General features: G+C 29.6%; 16 protein-coding genes, 1 tRNA gene and 1 other annotated feature (1 of these 18 cut by a window edge). All 17 genes read right to left on the minus strand.

Going from position 1 to position 17565, the window contains the following annotated elements:
* Window positions 1-14, minus strand: a binding site (T-box leader); it reaches 203 nt to the left of the window's first position.
* Window positions 15-173: 159 nt separating this feature from the next.
* The gene (locus tag KQI89_RS03920) at window positions 174-1865 is read right to left on the minus strand and encodes a methyl-accepting chemotaxis protein (RefSeq protein ID WP_216455983.1); all 1692 of its coding nucleotides are present in this window, start codon (window positions 1863-1865) and stop codon (window positions 174-176) included.
* 332 nt (window positions 1866-2197) lie between these two features.
* Window positions 2198-2273, minus strand: a tRNA-Pro gene (locus KQI89_RS03925).
* A 250-nt stretch (window positions 2274-2523) separates the two neighbouring features.
* Window positions 2524-4002, minus strand: coding sequence for a stage IV sporulation protein A (gene spoIVA, locus KQI89_RS03930; RefSeq protein WP_216455985.1), 1479 nt, complete (start codon window positions 4000-4002; stop codon window positions 2524-2526).
* A gap of 102 nt (window positions 4003-4104) precedes the next feature.
* Window positions 4105-5097, minus strand: a complete 993-nt coding sequence (locus KQI89_RS03935) for an NAD(P)H-dependent glycerol-3-phosphate dehydrogenase (RefSeq protein WP_216455986.1) — start codon at window positions 5095-5097, stop codon at window positions 4105-4107.
* A 2-nt stretch (window positions 5098-5099) separates the two neighbouring features.
* Complete coding sequence (gene der, locus KQI89_RS03940) at window positions 5100-6416, minus strand: ribosome biogenesis GTPase Der (RefSeq protein ID WP_032121818.1); 1317 nt, start codon at window positions 6414-6416, stop codon at window positions 5100-5102.
* 3 nt (window positions 6417-6419) lie between these two features.
* The gene (locus tag KQI89_RS03945) at window positions 6420-7733 is read right to left on the minus strand and encodes a DUF512 domain-containing protein (RefSeq protein ID WP_216455987.1); all 1314 of its coding nucleotides are present in this window, start codon (window positions 7731-7733) and stop codon (window positions 6420-6422) included.
* A 200-nt stretch (window positions 7734-7933) separates the two neighbouring features.
* A complete protein-coding gene (phoU, locus tag KQI89_RS03950; protein WP_216455988.1) occupies window positions 7934-8590 on the minus strand; it encodes a phosphate signaling complex protein PhoU in 657 nt (218 codons plus the stop codon).
* Window positions 8591-8611: 21 nt separating this feature from the next.
* On the minus strand, window positions 8612-9361 hold the full coding sequence (gene pstB, locus KQI89_RS03955; protein ID WP_216455989.1) for a phosphate ABC transporter ATP-binding protein PstB: 750 nt from the start codon (window positions 9359-9361) through the stop codon (window positions 8612-8614).
* A 10-nt stretch (window positions 9362-9371) separates the two neighbouring features.
* Complete coding sequence (pstA, locus tag KQI89_RS03960; RefSeq protein WP_216455991.1) at window positions 9372-10256, minus strand: phosphate ABC transporter permease PstA; 885 nt, start codon at window positions 10254-10256, stop codon at window positions 9372-9374.
* Window positions 10256-11143, minus strand: a complete 888-nt coding sequence (pstC, locus tag KQI89_RS03965) for a phosphate ABC transporter permease subunit PstC (protein ID WP_216456658.1) — start codon at window positions 11141-11143, stop codon at window positions 10256-10258. The genes pstA and pstC overlap by 1 nt, the downstream gene beginning before the upstream one ends.
* 90 nt (window positions 11144-11233) lie before the next feature.
* Complete coding sequence (locus KQI89_RS03970; RefSeq protein WP_216455992.1) at window positions 11234-12139, minus strand: phosphate ABC transporter substrate-binding protein; 906 nt, start codon at window positions 12137-12139, stop codon at window positions 11234-11236.
* Window positions 12140-12514: 375 nt separating this feature from the next.
* A complete protein-coding gene (gene pnpS, locus KQI89_RS03975) occupies window positions 12515-14224 on the minus strand; it encodes a two-component system histidine kinase PnpS (protein WP_216455993.1) in 1710 nt (569 codons plus the stop codon).
* A gap of 2 nt (window positions 14225-14226) precedes the next feature.
* A complete protein-coding gene (locus KQI89_RS03980; protein WP_032121825.1) occupies window positions 14227-14931 on the minus strand; it encodes a winged helix-turn-helix domain-containing protein in 705 nt (234 codons plus the stop codon).
* Window positions 14932-14984: 53 nt separating this feature from the next.
* On the minus strand, window positions 14985-15701 hold the full coding sequence (gene pgeF / locus KQI89_RS03985; RefSeq protein WP_216455994.1) for a peptidoglycan editing factor PgeF: 717 nt from the start codon (window positions 15699-15701) through the stop codon (window positions 14985-14987).
* A 129-nt stretch (window positions 15702-15830) separates the two neighbouring features.
* A complete protein-coding gene (gene nrdR / locus KQI89_RS03990; protein WP_032121827.1) occupies window positions 15831-16283 on the minus strand; it encodes a transcriptional regulator NrdR in 453 nt (150 codons plus the stop codon).
* A gap of 73 nt (window positions 16284-16356) precedes the next feature.
* Window positions 16357-16620, minus strand: coding sequence for a YlmC/YmxH family sporulation protein (locus tag KQI89_RS03995; RefSeq protein WP_032121828.1), 264 nt, complete (start codon window positions 16618-16620; stop codon window positions 16357-16359).
* Between the two features lie 97 nt (window positions 16621-16717).
* The gene (gene sigG / locus KQI89_RS04000) at window positions 16718-17491 is read right to left on the minus strand and encodes an RNA polymerase sporulation sigma factor SigG (protein WP_032121829.1); all 774 of its coding nucleotides are present in this window, start codon (window positions 17489-17491) and stop codon (window positions 16718-16720) included.
* Window positions 17492-17565: the final 74 nt, after the last annotated feature.

Consider the following 17565-nt stretch of genomic DNA (forward strand, 5'->3'; position numbering starts at 1 on the left):
ATCATCACTAATATTAAATTCTATATCATTATAGCTTTATCTTATCATATTGTAAATATGTTCATAAAGCTTTATATATTAAAATTTATAAATTCTAATATATAATATCTCTAATATAGTTATTAAAATTATAAGTAAGTTTTAAACTCATTTATAAATTATAAAAAACATATCTATACTTTAAATTTAGAAACCTTCTTGTATAGTTCAGATATCATTGAAGATAGTTCAGATATAGACCCTGAAACTTCTTGAGTAGACGCTGACTGTTCTTCAACTGCTGCTGCAACATTTTGCATATTATCCGCATTACTTTTAGTTATATTCATTATATCAGAAAAAACATCTTTTATATTATCAAAATTATTATTTACATCAATTAATATACTATTTGCGTCACCTATTCCTGTTACAGTACTTTTACTTCCCTTTAGTATAACATAAAGTGTACTTATGGTTTCATTTAAAACTTTAAACTCCTTATCTAATTCTAGAGTAACTTCTTTCATATGATTTTTTATTAAATAAACATTTTCTTCAACAGATTTAATAAAAGGTACTATCTGATCTGTTGCCTTTTCAGTTTCTTCTGCTAGTTTTTTTACTTCTCCAGCTACAACAGCAAAGCCTTTACCCATCTCACCTGCCCTTGCTGCTTCAATTGATGCATTTAATGCTAACAAATTGGTTTGGCTTGATATGTTGTTTATTAGATCAACTATTTTACTTATTTCTTTTGAATTATTATCTAATAAATTCATTTTATTATCCATCTCACCTATGGTGTGTTTTAGCAGATCAAGTTGTGCCTTAGTTTCTTCGATTTTTATATTTCCATTTTCAGCTTCACTTTGAGATTTATTTGAAATCTCAGATACATTATTTACTATGAAGTTTATTTCTTTTATTTTTTCTGTCATATTCTTAACCTTTATAAATAAACTTTCAACTTCATTACTTTGAACATTACTTCCTTCGGATACCTGTTGTGCAGAAAAGGCAATGGTTTCTGTAGCTTGTCCATTTTGAGCAAATATATCTGATATTTGCTCAGAGGTTTCTTTAGTACTTTCTGAGGTAACAACAACATTTTCAATTATACTGTGCACATTTTCAATAAATAAATTAAACCAGTAGGCAAGTTCTCCAACTTCATCCCTATTATTTATAATTATTCTCTGGGTTAAATCCCCTTCTCCATCTGCTATATCTTTCATTCTATTTTTAAGATTCTCTATGGGAGCTATAATAGTTTTCTTAATCACTATAAAAGAAACTACAGTAACAATTAGAGAAATTATAAAGAAGACTATGCTTATATTTTTAGATATATATATTTTTTCACTAGATAATTTATCCAAATAATTTACTAAATCATTTATCTCCTTTACTACATCATTTATATTACTATTAATGTGACTAATACTTTCTATCTGTATATTTTTATCCTCTGTTTGTAATATAACATTATAATTATTTTTCATATCCTTCCATTTCAGGTTAATCTTTTTTAATATATCAATGGACTCTTTATCTTTAGCTTTTGATAACTTTAATTCTTTATCACCATTTTCTAAGCCATTAAGAATTTTTTCAAAGGTTTCCATCTCATTTAATATATCTTCTTTTATTTTAGATTTCATTGAAGAATCAGTTTCATTTATGTATAAGTTAGCCATATAAGAAAGCTTATAGCTTCTCATCCTCTCGCTACCTGAAAGATTAATGGCAGGTGCATCTCCATTTAATTTTTCAAAGGTATAAAAATTATTACCTATAATAGCTGCAATCAATAATACTAAAAATGCTAATATAGCTATGAGCTTAGTTTTTATATTTATATTTTTTATATTAAAAAATTTCATGTAATATCTCCTTTTTTATAAATTATCTATATAATGTTGATATTTTTAATTTTAAAATAAATTTTTTAAATTGTAATACTTTATAAATAAATGCTTATTTTAATATTAATCAACATTTTTATAAAAATCTCCTTTCATATTTTTTCTTTTGTTTTACACTATGTACTAGCATATTAAATCCAATTATTATCTTTATAGGTTTTATCCCTATATTTTAGCAATTACTTTTTTTGCTGTCAATAAGTATTATCATTTAATAAAAATTAGTTGAATATTGTAATTATTCAAAAATAAAAATCCTGTGAAACATTTAGTTTACAGGATTTTTATTTTGGTCTGGGTAACAGGATTTGAACCTGCGACCTCTACAACCCCATTGTAGCGCGCTACCATCTGCGCCATACCCAGATATTAAGTTTTCTTACACATTAGATTATAAAAGATTATGAAATAAAAATCAAGATGCTTCTATTAAATGAAATTTTTACAATCTATTCTATTATTTTTATAAACACTATCTTTTTATTAATATAAAGAAACATAAAACTTTAAAATTTTATGTTTCTTTATTATATAAGTTAATATATAAATTTTTATACTATTAATATGATGTTAATCACATCTATAATAACAATTGCAAAATACTAATTACTTTTGCTTAAAGTATTATGCAAATCAGTCCGCCATTACCTTCGTTTATTATTTTCTGTAATGTTCTTTGAATTTTACTCTGAACATCTTCAGGCATTTTGTATAATTTATTTTGAAGACCTTCTTTTACTAATACCTCTAATGACTTACCAAACATATTACTCTGCCACATCTTTGAAGGGTCATTTTCAAATTGCTCTAATAAAGATTTAACAAGATCTTCACTTTCTTTTTCAGTTCCCATTATAGGAGATATTTCTGTTTGTATATCTGCTTTTATAAAATGAAGTGAAGGAGCACTTGCTTTAAGTTTTACTCCGTATCTATTACCTTGTTTTACTATCTCTGGCTCTTCAAACTTCATTTCAGACAATTGAGGCGCTACTAGCCCATATCCTGTATCTTTTACATCTTTTAATGCATTGGAAACTTTATCATACTCTACCTTTGCCTCATGAAGCTCCCTCATTATAGTTAAAAGCTCGTCTTCTCCTCTTATTGTTGAGTCACAGATTTCACTAAGGATATCGTAGAATATTCCACCCTTTGGATTCATAGTAACTCTAGCTATTCCTTCACCCATATTCATTTCATCAATTAAAGCACTTTGAAGGAACTCCTCTTCTTTTACTCCATCTAATACTCTTTTTATATCTCTTACCTTATATACATTTTTACACATATCTTTTATTATGTTCAAAAAATTCACTTTAAGCCAATGAGTTCCTTCAAGCTTTTCTATCCAATGTGGCATATCTATATTTATTTCTTTAATAGGAAACTCTTTTAGTACTCTTTGGAATAGATTCATCATATCTTCTTCCTTCATGTTTAACACATCAATGGTTTGAACAGGTACATCATATTTTTCTTCTAGTTCTTTTCTTAGAGCTATAGTTTCAGGCGAATATGCTCTAGATGAGTTTAAAACCATTATAAATGGTTTATTCATATTTTTTAGCTCTTCTACTACCCTTTCTTCTGCCTCTATATATTCATCTCTACTTATATCAGTTATAGAGCCATCAGTAGTTATTAAAAGTCCTATGGTTGAATGCTCTGTAATAACCTTTTTAGTGCCTATTTCTGCGGCTTCTTCAAAGGGTATTGCATAATCATACCAAGGGGTAGTTACCATTTTAGCTTCTTCTCCTTCTTTATACCCTAGGGCTCCCTTTACAATGTATCCAACACAGTCTACCATCCTAACTTTAAATTTTATTCCATCATCTAAAGCTATCTCTATAGCTTCATTAGGAACAAATTTAGGTTCTGTTGTATGAATACTTTTTCCTGAGGAGCTTTGAGGAAGTTCGTCCTTTGCTCTTTGTTTTTTATATGCATTTTCAATCTTAGGAATTACCATAGTATCCATGAATCTTTTTATAAAGGTTGATTTACCAGTTCTAACTGGGCCTACAACTCCAACATAGATATCACCTTGAGTTCTTTCAGATATATCTTTGTATATATTAAAATTCTCCAATTCCTACCCTCCCAAACTATATATTAACAATATATATATATTGGTATTTCTCTCTCTTTATTACTAGTAAAGAAAAAAAGAAGACTAAAATTAAGTCTTCTTTTAATAAGTTTCACTTTTTTTATCTCTTTCCATTAATTCTTTAACCCCTTCTTCAGGGTTTTTGTTTTTAAAGAGTACTTTATATAGTATATCTGTTATAGGCATGGATATTTTTAAATCTTCCTTTAATTCATAAAAGGTTTTGCAAGCTTTTATTCCTTCTACTACCATACCTACTTCTTCTATAGCTTCATCCATGGTTTTTCCTTTACCTATTAATATGCCAGCTCTTCTATTTCTACTATGGAGAGAAGTGCAAGTAACTATTAAGTCTCCCATACCTGTTAGACCAAAAAATGTTTCTTTTCTTCCTCCAAGACTTTCTCCAATTTTCATAATTTCATGCATACCTCTTGTCATAAGAGCTGCCTTTGCATTATCTCCATATCCTATACCATCAGCTATACCTGCTGCTAAAGCTATTATGTTCTTTACAGCTCCACCGATTTCAACTCCAATTAGATCATCATTTGTATATACTCTAAGGTTAGGTGTAAAAAATAAATCTTGAACTTGTTCTGCCTTTTCCATATCTTTAGAGCTTACTACTACTGTAGTGGGTATATCTATAGAAACTTCCTCTGCATGACTAGGTCCTGAAAATACTACAATAGGATTTTTTAATTCTTCCTCTATAACCTGTGACAGTCTCTTATAACTGCCATCCTCAATGCCCTTTGCGATGCTTATTACCACTGCTTCTTTTGAAATAAATGTACTTATAGTCTTTGAAATTTCTCTTATAGCGTGGGAAGGTACTGCTAAAACTACAAATTCAGCACCTTCTACTGCATATTTCATATCATTTGTAGCAATTATATTTTTAGGGAATTTCAGTCCCTTCAAATATTTACTATTTTCTCTAGTATTATTTATATCTTCCATAACAGATTTTTTTCTGTCCCAAATTACTATATCATTACCTTTTTTAGCTAGAAGTATACTTAAAGCGCTACCAAAACTTCCTCCTCCTAAGAAGGCTATTTTGCTCATAGCTATTCCTTCCTTTCTCTAAATTCTAATTTAATACCTGTTCCTTCAAAGTCAAAACTTGCTCTTAATTGATTTTCTAAATATCTTTGGTAAGAGAAGTGTAAGGTTCCAGGGTCATTTACAAAGAATACGAAAGTAGGTGGCTTTGTACCTATTTGTGTAACATAAAATATCTTTAATCTCTTAAGCCCAACTACAGGTGGCTCTTTCATAAGTACTGCCCTACTTATAACTTCATTTAATATACCTGTAGTTATTCTCTTTGAATAATTGTCATAGCATTTTTTTGCCATCTCTAAAACCTTGTGAGTTCTTTGTCCTGTTAAAGCTGAAATAAACAAATAAGGTGCATAATTAATAAATGATACTTTTGATGCTATTTCTTTTTTGAACTTTTCCATAGTTTTATCATCTTTTTCAATAAGATCCCACTTATTAACTATTATCATTATAGCTTTATTTAATTCATGAGCATAACCTATAATTTTTTCATCCTGTTCAGTTACGCCTTCTTGTGCATCTATCATAAGTATACACACATCAGATCTTTCTATAGAGGTAAGAGTTCTTATAACGCTATATCTTTCGATTTCTTCTTTAACCTTACTCTTTCTTCTAAGTCCAGCAGTATCTACTAATATAAACTTTCCTAAATCGCTTTCTAGGTAACTATCTATAGAATCTCTTGTAGTTCCAGGAATATCACTTACAATAACTCTATCCTCTCCTAAAAGCTTGTTTATTAGTGATGATTTACCAACGTTAGGTTTTCCTATCATTGCAATCCTTATGTACTCATCCTCTTCAGAGTCAAAATCCTCATCTTTAAAGTGTTCAACTACTCTATCTAACATATCTCCAAGTCCTAAGCCCTGAGATGCAGATATAGTTATTGGATCTCCTATTCCTAAATTATAAAACTCATAAGCATTATTCTCTTCTTTAAGTGAATCTACTTTATTTACTACAAGTACTATAGGCTTTTTACTCCTTCTAAGCATTTGAGCTACTTCACTATCTGCTGCTGTAAGTCCTTCTTTTCCATCTACTATAAATACTATTACATTAGCAGTTTCTATGGCAATTTGAGCTTGCCTTCTCATTTGTGCAATTATAACATCATCACTTTCTGGTTCTATTCCACCAGTATCAATCATTGTAAAATTATATCTTAACCACTCTGCCTCCGCATATATTCTATCTCTAGTTACTCCTGGAGTATCTTCTATTATAGAAATTCTTTTTCCTGCTAATTTGTTAAATAATGTTGACTTCCCTACATTTGGCCTACCTACTATTGCAACTATTGGTTTTCCCATTTTTTACTCCTCCTTACAATTACTATTTATTATGTCTATAAGATCTTCTCCTGTATAATTACAAACTAATATATTTCTTTTTAATTCTCCCTCCATCTGCTTTAAGGTAACATCGTCTAAAAATATCTCTTCACCACTTTTAAGCATATTTTTTGAAATTATTAAATAATCTCCTAGTTCCCTTTCCTTTAATGCATCTATTATATCTTTTCCTGTTAAGAGCCCTGCTACTGTTATAGTATTTCCAAAAAACTTATTCATAATCTTTTCTACTTTTATATCTATTTTAGGATTTTTCTTCATTATACACTGTGCTGCACTTTGGATTTCTTCATAGGCAGAAGCGCCAGTGGCAATAGTAAAACTACCTTTTTTATCTTTATTTAATTTTGATAAATCTCTTTTTATAGTATCCCTAAAAAACCGTATCATTCCTACACCATCTTCTAATTGTGTGAATCCGGAATAAAACTCTGACTCTGGTACATCCATTCCAGCCATTACATAGAACTCATCAGAAAGTCTTATAAAAGGTTCTCCAATTTCAGATTTATATCTATCTTGTAGCTGTTTTATAGTATTTATTTCTTCTATAGCAGACTCTTTATCATATAATTTTAAAGGAAATAATCCTTCTCTATGCATGGTAACTCCTACTGGAACTACCGCAACATTTTCAACTGATGGTGAAAGTTTATAAAGATCCTCAATAGTATTAATTAATTCTTTTCCATTATTAATACCAGGGCAACTAACTATTTGACAGTTCATCTGTATCCCTGCCTCTGAAAGCCTTTTAAGCCTATGATATATGTCCCCTGCAAATCTATTATTTAACATCTTCTTTCTTAATTCACCATTAGTGGTATGTACTGATATATTAATAGGACTAATCCTATATCTTATAATTCTATCAATATCATCATCCTTCATATTAGTTAAGGTTACAAAATTCCCCTGCAAAAAAGAAAGTCTTGAATCATCATCTTTAAAATAAAGTGATTCTCTCATATCCTTAGGCAATTGATCTATAAAGCAGAATACACACTTATTGCTACAGCTCCTTGCATTATCCATTATAGCTTCTTCAAATTCTATACCTAACTTTTCATCATAATCTTTTTCTATTTCAAGAACCCACTCTTCTCCATCTGGCTTTTCTATTTCTATCTCTACATATTCATCAGCCATTAAAAATCTATAATCTATTATGTCTTTTATGCTATTTCCATTAATGCTAATTATCCTATCTCCAACTTCTATACCTAACTCTTCTGCTATACTATCTTCTAACACTTTGGATATTTTTGTATTCATTTTTCCACTCCTAATTTTTTTGCTATCAATTAGTTATATTACATTAATTGGCCTTTATAGTCAATAAAATAAGAGAGCATAGGAAAAAGTAATTTCACATGTTTCCATGATAAGATAACTACTTTAAGATACTCTCTTTAAATATTAATTTAAATTATCACTATAAAATATATTATATAACTTATAACATATTTTATCTACTAATCATTTAAATCTACAGTTTCTCCTGTAACTAAATAAATAGTCCATTCACATATATTTGTTACATGATCAGCTATTCTTTCAAGAAATTTACACACAAATAAAAATTGAGTGGCTTGCCCTACATTACTCTTATCATTTCTCATATAATCCAAAAGCTCTGTAAATACATTCCTATATATATCATCAATTTCATCGTCTCTTTTACATATAGCATATGCTTTATCCACATCCGCTTCTATATAGGCATCTAGAGAATCTTTTATCATGTCTTGAACAATTGCGGCCATCTTTGGAATATCCACTAATTCTTTTAAATATTTTTCTCCTTTTAATCTTTTTACTATCTTTGCAATATCTACAGCATGATCAGCCATTCTCTCTAAGTCTGTAACTATTTTTGTTGTTGTAAATATATTTCTAAGATCTTTTGCTAAAGGTTGTTGCATAGCTATTAATTTAACACATCTATCTTCCACTTCTCTTTGAAGCTCATCAGCTATATCATCATTTTTTATTACCTCACAGGCAAGAACCTCATCTTGTTCAACAAGAGCCTTTATAGATAAATGTATCTGTTTTTCAACAATGCTTCCCATTCTTAAAACTTCCCTATGAAGGTTTGCTAAGTCTGTATCAAAGGATCTTCTTGTCATAAATATCACCTCATTTTAAATTTAACCAAATCTACCTGTTATATAATCCTCTGTTCTTTTATCCTTAGGTCTGTGGAATATATCCTCTGTCTTGCCATACTCTATGACTTCTCCTGAAAGGAAAAATGCGGTGTTATCTGATATTCTCCCCGCCTGCTGCATATTATGTGTAACTATAATAACTGTATAATCTTTTTTTAATGTATCCATTAATTCTTCTATTTTTAAAGTTGAGATAGGATCCAATGCAGATGTAGGTTCATCCATAAGTAATACCTCTGGTTCTACAGCTAAAGTTCTAGCTATGCAAAGTCTTTGTTGCTGTCCTCCAGATAACCCTAATGCATTCTTTTTTAGTCTATCTTTAACTTCATCCCAAAGCACTGAACCTTTTAAGCTTTTTTCCACTATTTCATCAAGCTTTGATTTATTTTTTATTCCATGAATTCGAGGACCATATGCTATATTATCATAAATAGACATAGCAAAAGGATTTGGTTTTTGGAACACCATTCCTATTCTTTTTCTTAGTTCAATCACATCATAATCATCATATATGTTTTTATTTTCAAATAAAACCTGGCCTTCAATTTTTACTGAATCAATTAAATCATTCATCCTATTAATAGTTCTTAAAAAAGTAGATTTACCACAACCAGAAGGCCCAATAAGAGCTGTAACCGTATTTTTTTCCATATCTAAATTTATCTTCTTTAAGGCTTGAGCATTGCCATAGAATAGATTAAGATCTTTTGTTTCAATTATATTCATGATAGTCCCCCTATCTCTTTCCAGTATAAGATTCATATATCTTTTTACCTAATATTCTTGCTGAAAAATTAAATATCAGTACCATTAAAACTAATACTGCTGAAGCCCCATTAGCTACCCTAGAAGCATCTGGAAGCATTCCCTCTGAGTTTACCTTCCATATATAAACAGCAAGTGTTTCAGCTGATCTGGTTAAGGCAAAGGGTGATGCCTTATCTATAAGACTTATGTTGCTAAAATTTAATGGATAAGCGCTCATCCCAGCTGTATATATTAGAGCAGCAGCTTCTCCAAATATTCTTCCAGACGCTAATATTACTCCTGTTAAAATTTGTGGCATAGCGATTGGTAGTATAACTCTTCTTATAGTCTGCCATTTAGTAGCTCCTAACCCTAAACTTGCCTCTTTAACTCCTTTAGATGCTGCTTTTATAGCATTTTCACATACTCTTGTCATTGAAGAAAGATTAAGTATGGTTATAGCAAGAGCTCCCGCTATTAGTGAATATCCCCATTTTGCCATTTGCACAAAAACTATAAGTCCAAACAACCCTACTACTATAGATGGAAGTGAAGCCATAGTTTCAATAGAAAGCCTTATTGCATCTAGCATTCTTCCTTCTTTAGCATATTCGGCAAGATATATTCCAGCACCTATACCTAGTGGCACTGTAAAAATTAAAGTTACAATAAGCAGATAAAAGGAATTAAATAATTGAGGGCCTATACCCCCACCAGCTTCAGTAAATTTAGGTTCTCCAAATATGAAGGATGGTGTTAATGCACTTTTGCCTTTTATTAATATATACGAAATAAATCCTACTAATAGTAATATTACAAAACTTGAAATTATATATAAAATTATAGTAGCTATTTTGTCCTTAGTTTTTTCCATTAGCGCATCTCACCTCTTTTCCCTATTAATCTTATTATAAGTATAAATACAAATGAAATTATCATTAACAATAATGCCATAGACCATAATGCATTATTCCATTCCGTTCCCATTACGGTATTTCCCATGTCCATTGTTATAGCTCCCGTTAATGTAGATGAAGGTTTTAATAAGTTTGTAGGATATCTAAGTGCATTTCCTATAACCATTTGCACAGCTAAAGCCTCTCCAAAAGCTCTTGCAAGTCCTAACACTATTCCTGTAGATATTCCTGTTTTTGCTGAAGGAACTACAATACCTTTTATAGTCTGCCACCTAGTGGCACCTAACCCATAAGAAGCCTCTATATAATCCCTAGATACAGTTTTTATAGAATCGGAAGCTATACTAGTTATAGTAGGTAAAATCATTACGCTTAATACTAATATACCTGCTAAAAGGCTAAATCCTAAACCCCCAAAATGTGATTTTATAAATGGTACCAGTACACTTATTCCAATCCATCCATAAACTACTGAAGGTATTCCAACAAATAACTCCATAGCTGGTTGCATTATTTTTTCTCCTAGCTTAGGTGATATCATATTCATAAATATCGCAAGGGCTATCCCTAGTGGTGTGCTAATTATAACTGCTCCTATAGATACTGCTGAAGACCCTAATATATATATCAATGCACCATATTTACTATCCTCTGGATCCCATTTACTAGAAAATAAGAACTCTAATAAGGATTGATTATTCTGAGTAAATAGTTTTATTCCATTTGAGATAATAAAGTATATTATAGATATAGTCAAAACTATAATAAACAAACCACAAATTGTAGCATAGGTTCTGCCTAAATATTCATTTTTTATCTTACTTTTAAGACTTCTTTTCATAATCATCACAACCTCAGTAATATATTTATTAGAAGGATTAGAGACTGGCTACTTATTTCCTATAAGAAACCAGCCTTTTAATGATATATTAATCTATTTATCTCTCGTAACCTTCATATCACTAGTAGGATAGTATCCTAACTTTTCCATTGTCTTTTTAGCATCATCAGTATTAAAAAATTCTATATATGCTTTTGTTACACCTGTAGGTTCACCTTTTGTATACATATGTTCATAAGACCATATTTTATATTTATCCGTAGTTATGTTTTCTTTATTCATTTCTACCCCTTCATATTTAAGAACCTTAATTCCCTCTTTATTTTTTTCATTTGATAAATATGATGAAGCAAGATAAGATATAGCACCTTCTGTTTCTTTAACCGCCTTTGTTACAGCTCCACTTGAATCTTCTTTTAAAGTTTCTCCTGTGGCTTCTTTAGCTCCATCTAAGGCATATTTTTTGAAAGTTGCCTTTGTTCCTGAAGAGTCTGGTCTACTTATAAGAGTGATCTTTATATCCTCTCCCCCAACTTCTTTCCAATTAGTTATTTTTCCTGTAAATATACCTATTAGTTGCTGCTTTGTTAAACTATCTACACTGATTCTAGAGTTAACTACAGTAGCAAATCCAACTACGCATACTTTATTATCAAAAAGTTCCTTAGCTTTATCCGCTTCCAGTTTTTCCTCTGCAAAAACATCTGAGTTTCCTATATTAGCGTTTCCAGCTGATACATCCTTAAGACCTGTCCCACTTCCGCCACCTTGTACATTTACCACAGCATTTGGATTTTTTAAGTTAAACATTTTTGCAATTTCTTGTGCTAAAGGCTGAAGCGCCGTGGAGCCTGTTGCTGTTATAGTTCCTTCTATTTTATTCTCATTTTTATTCTCACTTGCTTTATTGTCTGATTTGCTTGTGCAACCAGCTAAAGTAACACCTATAAATGTTGTAAATAAAGTAGCCGTAATAAATTTTGATATTTTTTTATTCATTCCAATACCTCCATATTCCATATGTTCCTTTTATTATTACAGTACTAATATTAATACTTCAAAGTTAATAGCGTATTATTCCACTGTTAATTAAAATTAACATAGGTTAAGTTAAGGTTTAAGAAAATCTCTTTAATTTTAGTATTCTCTTCATTTAATAGTTCTATGCTGAAAACTATCTTTTTTTATATTTTTTATGACATTATTTACTTATTGTTATGACTTTATGAGCCTTTCAGATTTCACTTTATAATTATGTTATAAATTTTATTATATAAAAATATAGGATCATCTAATTTACTCTTATATAAGTTGACTTTAATATCTTTCTATTTCCATATTTAAACTGTTTTTTAGAAATAAAAAAGAACTCATTTAGAGTTCTTCTTTTATAGGTAAAGTAATTATAAATTCACTTCCTCTTGATACCTGACTTTTAACATCTATATTCCCTTCAAAGCCTAGTACTATATGTTTAACAATAGCTAATCCTAAGCCTGTTCCACCATTTGCCCTTGAACGAGCTTTATCTACTCTGTAAAACCTTTCAAAAAGTCTAGGTATATGCTCTTTAGGAATTCCCATGCCTGTATCTCTTACTTTTATTACACAATTTTTATTTTCTTTTTTTAAGCTTACTAAAATTTTTGAACCTTTATCTGAATACTTTATGGAATTATCTATAAGATTTATCATCATCTGCTTAAATCTATCTTCACTTCCATATAAAGTTATATGTTTTTCAAGATTTAATGTAATCTCTATATCTTTATTACATGCTGAATTTTTCATAAGATAGTAAATATCATTAATCCTCTGTTCTACATCTATTTTAACAAACTTTTCATCTCTATGTTGTTCTATATCAGATAGAGCTAATATATCTTCAATAAGTCTTGTTAATCTCTCCGCCTCATCATTTATTATGTTTAAAAATCTATCTTTCTTTTCATCATCATCTACATATCTTAAAGTTTCAGCAAACCCTTTAATTGAAGTTAATGGAGTTTTAAGTTCATGAGACACATTGGCTACAAATTGGGTTCTCATATTTTCTAATTTCTTAAGATCTGTAATATCTTGAACCACAGCTACAGTTCCTATAAGTTTATTATTACTTATTATGTTTCCTGTTTTTATTCTTAATTCCTTTTCTGAAGGCCAAAGTATCCTTATCTCCTTATATTCATCCTGTCTCTCTTTAAATACATTTTCAAATTCAAAATCTCTTATATGTTCCATTAAATTTTGTCCTATTATATCCTTATCTATTCCAAATATCTTTTTTGCATAGGGGTTCATTATAATAATATTATAAGCTTCATCTACAGCTATAACTCCACTATCCATACTTTTAAGTATAGCTTCTAGCTTATTTTGTCTATCTAAAGCTTCTTTTATAGTAAATTGAAGCCTGTCTGCCATATCATTAAAGGTTATACCTAACTGTCCTATTTCGTCTTCCGTTAATATCTCTACTCTTCTATCAAGTTCACCTTTTGCAACTCGAGAGGTTAAAAATTGTAGCTCTTTTATGGGTTTTACTATTATATGAGTAAATTTAGAAGATAATAAAAGAGAGATTGTTATTACTGAAATTAAAGTAATAACATAGTATTTAAGGTAACCTCTTTGCACCTCTTTCAAGGTATCTACAGCCATAGCTACTCTTAAAATAGAATCATCTTCTAACTTTATAGCGTTATATACCATGTTCTTTCCCAAGGTACTACTATATCTTACACTGCTACCTTCTCCACTGTTTTTAGCTTCTACAAACTCTTCTCTGTTCTTGTGATTATCCATAGCGTCTATATCTTTTAATGTATCAAATATAACCTCACCATCAGAATCAATGTATGTTAGCCTAACACTAGAAGTTTTAAAATTTTCATTTAATATTCTTACTCTTTCTTGTTTATCTTGTAATTTTATACTGTTTTCTATAAGCCTATTATCCATTTCAAGGTTCCGTTTTACAAGATCTACATGTTGATAATTCCATATAACCATAAAAAGAGAAGTTACCAAAACCAGACTAAAAATTATTATTCCTAGCACAAAGAACATAATCTTTTTTTTCATATTTAATCTCCCTTGTACCCCTCATTGAATCTGTATCCTATTCCTCTTATGGTCTCTATGTGTCTTGGGTTTTTATCATCATCTTCTATCTTCTGTCTCAAATGCCTTATATGCACATCAACAGTTCTTGTTTCTCCGATGTATTCATATCCCCATATTTTATCTAAAAGTACCTCTCTTGTTAAAACCTTTCCTTTGTTTTTAATCAATATTTCTAATAGTTCAAATTCTTTAAGGGTAAGGTCAACTTTTTTAGAGTTCTTTGAAATCTCATGTTTTTGAAAATCTATATTAATATTGCCAAAATTATAACTTATATCTATAGGTTGACCATTCATTCTTCTTAAAACTGCTTTAACTCTTGCGATTAATTCTCTAACAGAAAAGGGTTTTGTTATATAGTCATCTGCACCTAATTCTAGCCCAAGTATCTTGTCTAGTTCTTCCCCTTTAGCAGTTAACATTATAATAGGAATGTGTGCAGTAATATTATCTTTTCTTATTTCCTTACATACATCATATCCATCCTTTCCAGGAAGCATAAGATCTAGTAATATAAGTTTAGGTAATTCATTTTTTGCTATTTCTATAGCAGCATTTCCATCCATTGCTATAACTACCTTATATCCTGACTTTTCTAAGTTAAATTTCAATAATTCAACTATATGCTCTTCGTCATCTACTACTAATATTTTTTCCTCTGACACAGCCAACCCTCCATATAATTTTATTTGTATAACATTATAAATCTATTAGTCAGTTAATCACAAAATATGAAAGAGAATGATCTTCCTGAATTATTTTTCTGTTTTCTATAGGAATGAAACTTATAAGGCTTTTCACAGTATGTACATAAATTATCAGTGAATATATTTTCTTCAAGCACACCAAAATCTCTTAATTGATATTTAAGGCATCTTTCAATATCTAAATTATTCTGGTTAAAAATCTTTTTATCCTTATAAAAATCTTTTTCTTTAAATGCATTCCTAACTTCTTCACCTACCTCATAACAACAAACCTTATTATGTGGTCCTATTAAAGCTACTATATCTTCTCCTTTAGACCCATATACCTTCTTCATAGTATTTAAGGTTTTAAGAAGAATCAGATCCACTGTACCTCTCCATCCACTATGTACCGCGGCAAAACCATTAGTTCCTTTATCAAAAATAAGTATTGGGGCGCAATCTGCAGTAAAAACTCCTATGGCAAGTTTTTTTTCTTTACAAATAAGAGCATCTCCATCTTGATTATTTACATTATTATAATTTATTATAACATCACTATGGGTTTGATTTAAAAACCCCACTTCTTTTAATCCAAAAAGTCTTTTTAATTCATATATATTTTGTAATCCTTCTTCCTCATCCTTTTTAAAAGATATGCCATTGTAGGCGGTAGAAAAATAAAATTTAGCATTTCCTATTTTCTTGTGTATAAATTGAAATTTTTTATTTATAATAACACTGTTCACAAAATCTCTCCTTTTATTTTATCATCTATGAACCTTAATTCTATAACTTTCTTAACATTTAACCTTTTTAACATAGATTTAACATTAAAATATAATATTTTAGCCAAACTCTAGGAGCTTGGCTAATTACTATTTACTCATTATTTTTTCTATCTCTTCCATAAAAGAATTTATATCCTTAAATTGTCTATATACAGAGGCAAATCTAACATAGGATATCTCGTCTAATTCTTTTAATCTATCCATTATCATTTCTCCTATTAGCTCTGATTTAATCTCTGTTGTCATTTTATTGCTTAAATCTTTTTCTATATCATTAGCTATATCCTCTATCTGTCTTCTTGATACAGGTCTTTTTTGACAAGCCTTTATTAACCCATTTATTATCTTATCTTTATCAAAATATTCTCTTGTAATATCTTTCTTTATTACTAATATAGGAATATCTTCTATTTTCTCATAGGTTGTATATCTCTTCCCACAAGACACACATTCCCGTCTTCTCCTAATTGCCATTCTATCATCTGTAGATCTAGAATCTACAACCTTACTTTCTTCATAAGCACAGTACGGACACTTCAAAGTCTTCCCGCCCTTCTATATAAATTATTACTATAAATTAATTATACACATTTTTCAGGCAGATTTCTACATTCTATGACTCTTCTTCCTGTTCTATCTTATCATTATCAACTAATATCACATCTACTCCTACCTTAAGTATTTTCTCCCAAGGAATCTCTATAGTATCCATTTTACTAAACCAAGAATTTTTTTGAATAGGTACTAATACAGAAAGTATCTTATAATTCTCACAATCTATCTTTATGTCTCTTATATATCCTAATTTAATCCCTGTATTAATATCTATAACTTCCATAGACCTTATATTGTTTATAGAATGCATGTCCAACTCCATTAAAACCCCTCCATTTATTTAATTATCTTTTATTTATTAATATCTTATATAAGGCACAAATATTCACCTTATTAAAGGAATATTGTGCCTTATAAATCTATATGTATTTTCTCATATGTTTTAATGCAGTCTTTTCTAATCTAGATACCTGAGCCTGAGATATTCCTATTTCCTCAGCTACTTCCATTTGAGTTCTTCCATCAAAAAATCTTAAGTTTAGTATAAGTTTTTCTCTACTATTTAATTTCTTCATAGCTTCTTTTATTGATATATTTTGTAACCAACTATCATCAATATTTTTATTATCTTTTATTTGATCCATAACATAAATTGCATCTCCACCATCATGGTATATGGGCTCAAATAAGGACACTGGATCTTGTATAGCATCTAAAGCAAAAACAACATCTTCCCTTGGTATATTAAGTTCTTTTGCTATTTGAGAGATGGTAGGTTCTTTATTGTTTTCATTTACTAGCTTATCTCTAACAAGCAGAGCCCTATATGCTATATCTCTTAAAGACCTACTAACCCTTATAGAATTATTATCTCTTAAATACCTCCTTATCTCTCCTATTATCATAGGTACAGCATAGGTAGAAAACTTAACATTTTGGCTTAAATCGAAATTATCTATAGCTTTCATAAGTCCTATACAGCCCACTTGAAAAAGATCATCTACATTTTCACCTCTATTATTAAATCTTTGAATAACACTCAAAACCAATCTTAGGTTTCCTTTAATAAAATCTTCTCTTGCCCTAGTATCTCCATTTTTCATCTCTAGTAACATTTTTTTCATTTCTTTGTCTTTAAGTACTGGCAATTTAGATGTATTAACTCCGCAAATTTCAACTTTATTGATCATCATAACAAAATCAGTCCCTTCAGAGTAATTGCATTTTAATTATCCCCTGAAGAAACAGATTTTATACTAAAGACAAG

It is taken from the genome of Clostridium simiarum, assembly GCF_018919175.1.
In the GTDB taxonomy this organism is placed as follows: Bacteria; Bacillota; Clostridia; order Clostridiales; family Clostridiaceae; genus Clostridium_L; species Clostridium_L simiarum.

Bases quoted from the DNA above. Each gene is read 5' to 3' on its own strand.
- KQI89_RS03920 (WP_216455983.1), bottom strand. From the start codon at position 1,865: ATGAAATTTTTTAATATAAAAAATATAAATATAAAAACTAAGCTCATA.
- KQI89_RS03935 (WP_216455986.1), bottom strand. From the start codon at position 5,097: ATGAGCAAAATAGCCTTCTTAGGAGGAGGAAGTTTTGGTAGCGCTTTA.
- der (WP_032121818.1), bottom strand. From the start codon at position 6,416: ATGGGAAAACCAATAGTTGCAATAGTAGGTAGGCCAAATGTAGGGAAG.
- KQI89_RS03945 (WP_216455987.1), bottom strand. From the start codon at position 7,733: ATGAATACAAAAATATCCAAAGTGTTAGAAGATAGTATAGCAGAAGAG.
- phoU (WP_216455988.1), bottom strand. From the start codon at position 8,590: ATGACAAGAAGATCCTTTGATACAGACTTAGCAAACCTTCATAGGGAA.
- pstB (WP_216455989.1), bottom strand. From the start codon at position 9,361: ATGAATATAATTGAAACAAAAGATCTTAATCTATTCTATGGCAATGCT.
- pstA (WP_216455991.1), bottom strand. From the start codon at position 10,256: ATGGAAAAAACTAAGGACAAAATAGCTACTATAATTTTATATATAATT.
- KQI89_RS03970 (WP_216455992.1), bottom strand. From the start codon at position 12,139: ATGAATAAAAAAATATCAAAATTTATTACGGCTACTTTATTTACAACA.
- pnpS (WP_216455993.1), bottom strand. From the start codon at position 14,224: ATGAAAAAAAAGATTATGTTCTTTGTGCTAGGAATAATAATTTTTAGT.
- KQI89_RS03995 (WP_032121828.1), bottom strand. From the start codon at position 16,620: ATGGAGTTGGACATGCATTCTATAAACAATATAAGGTCTATGGAAGTT.
- sigG (WP_032121829.1), bottom strand. From the start codon at position 17,491: ATGATGATCAATAAAGTTGAAATTTGCGGAGTTAATACATCTAAATTG.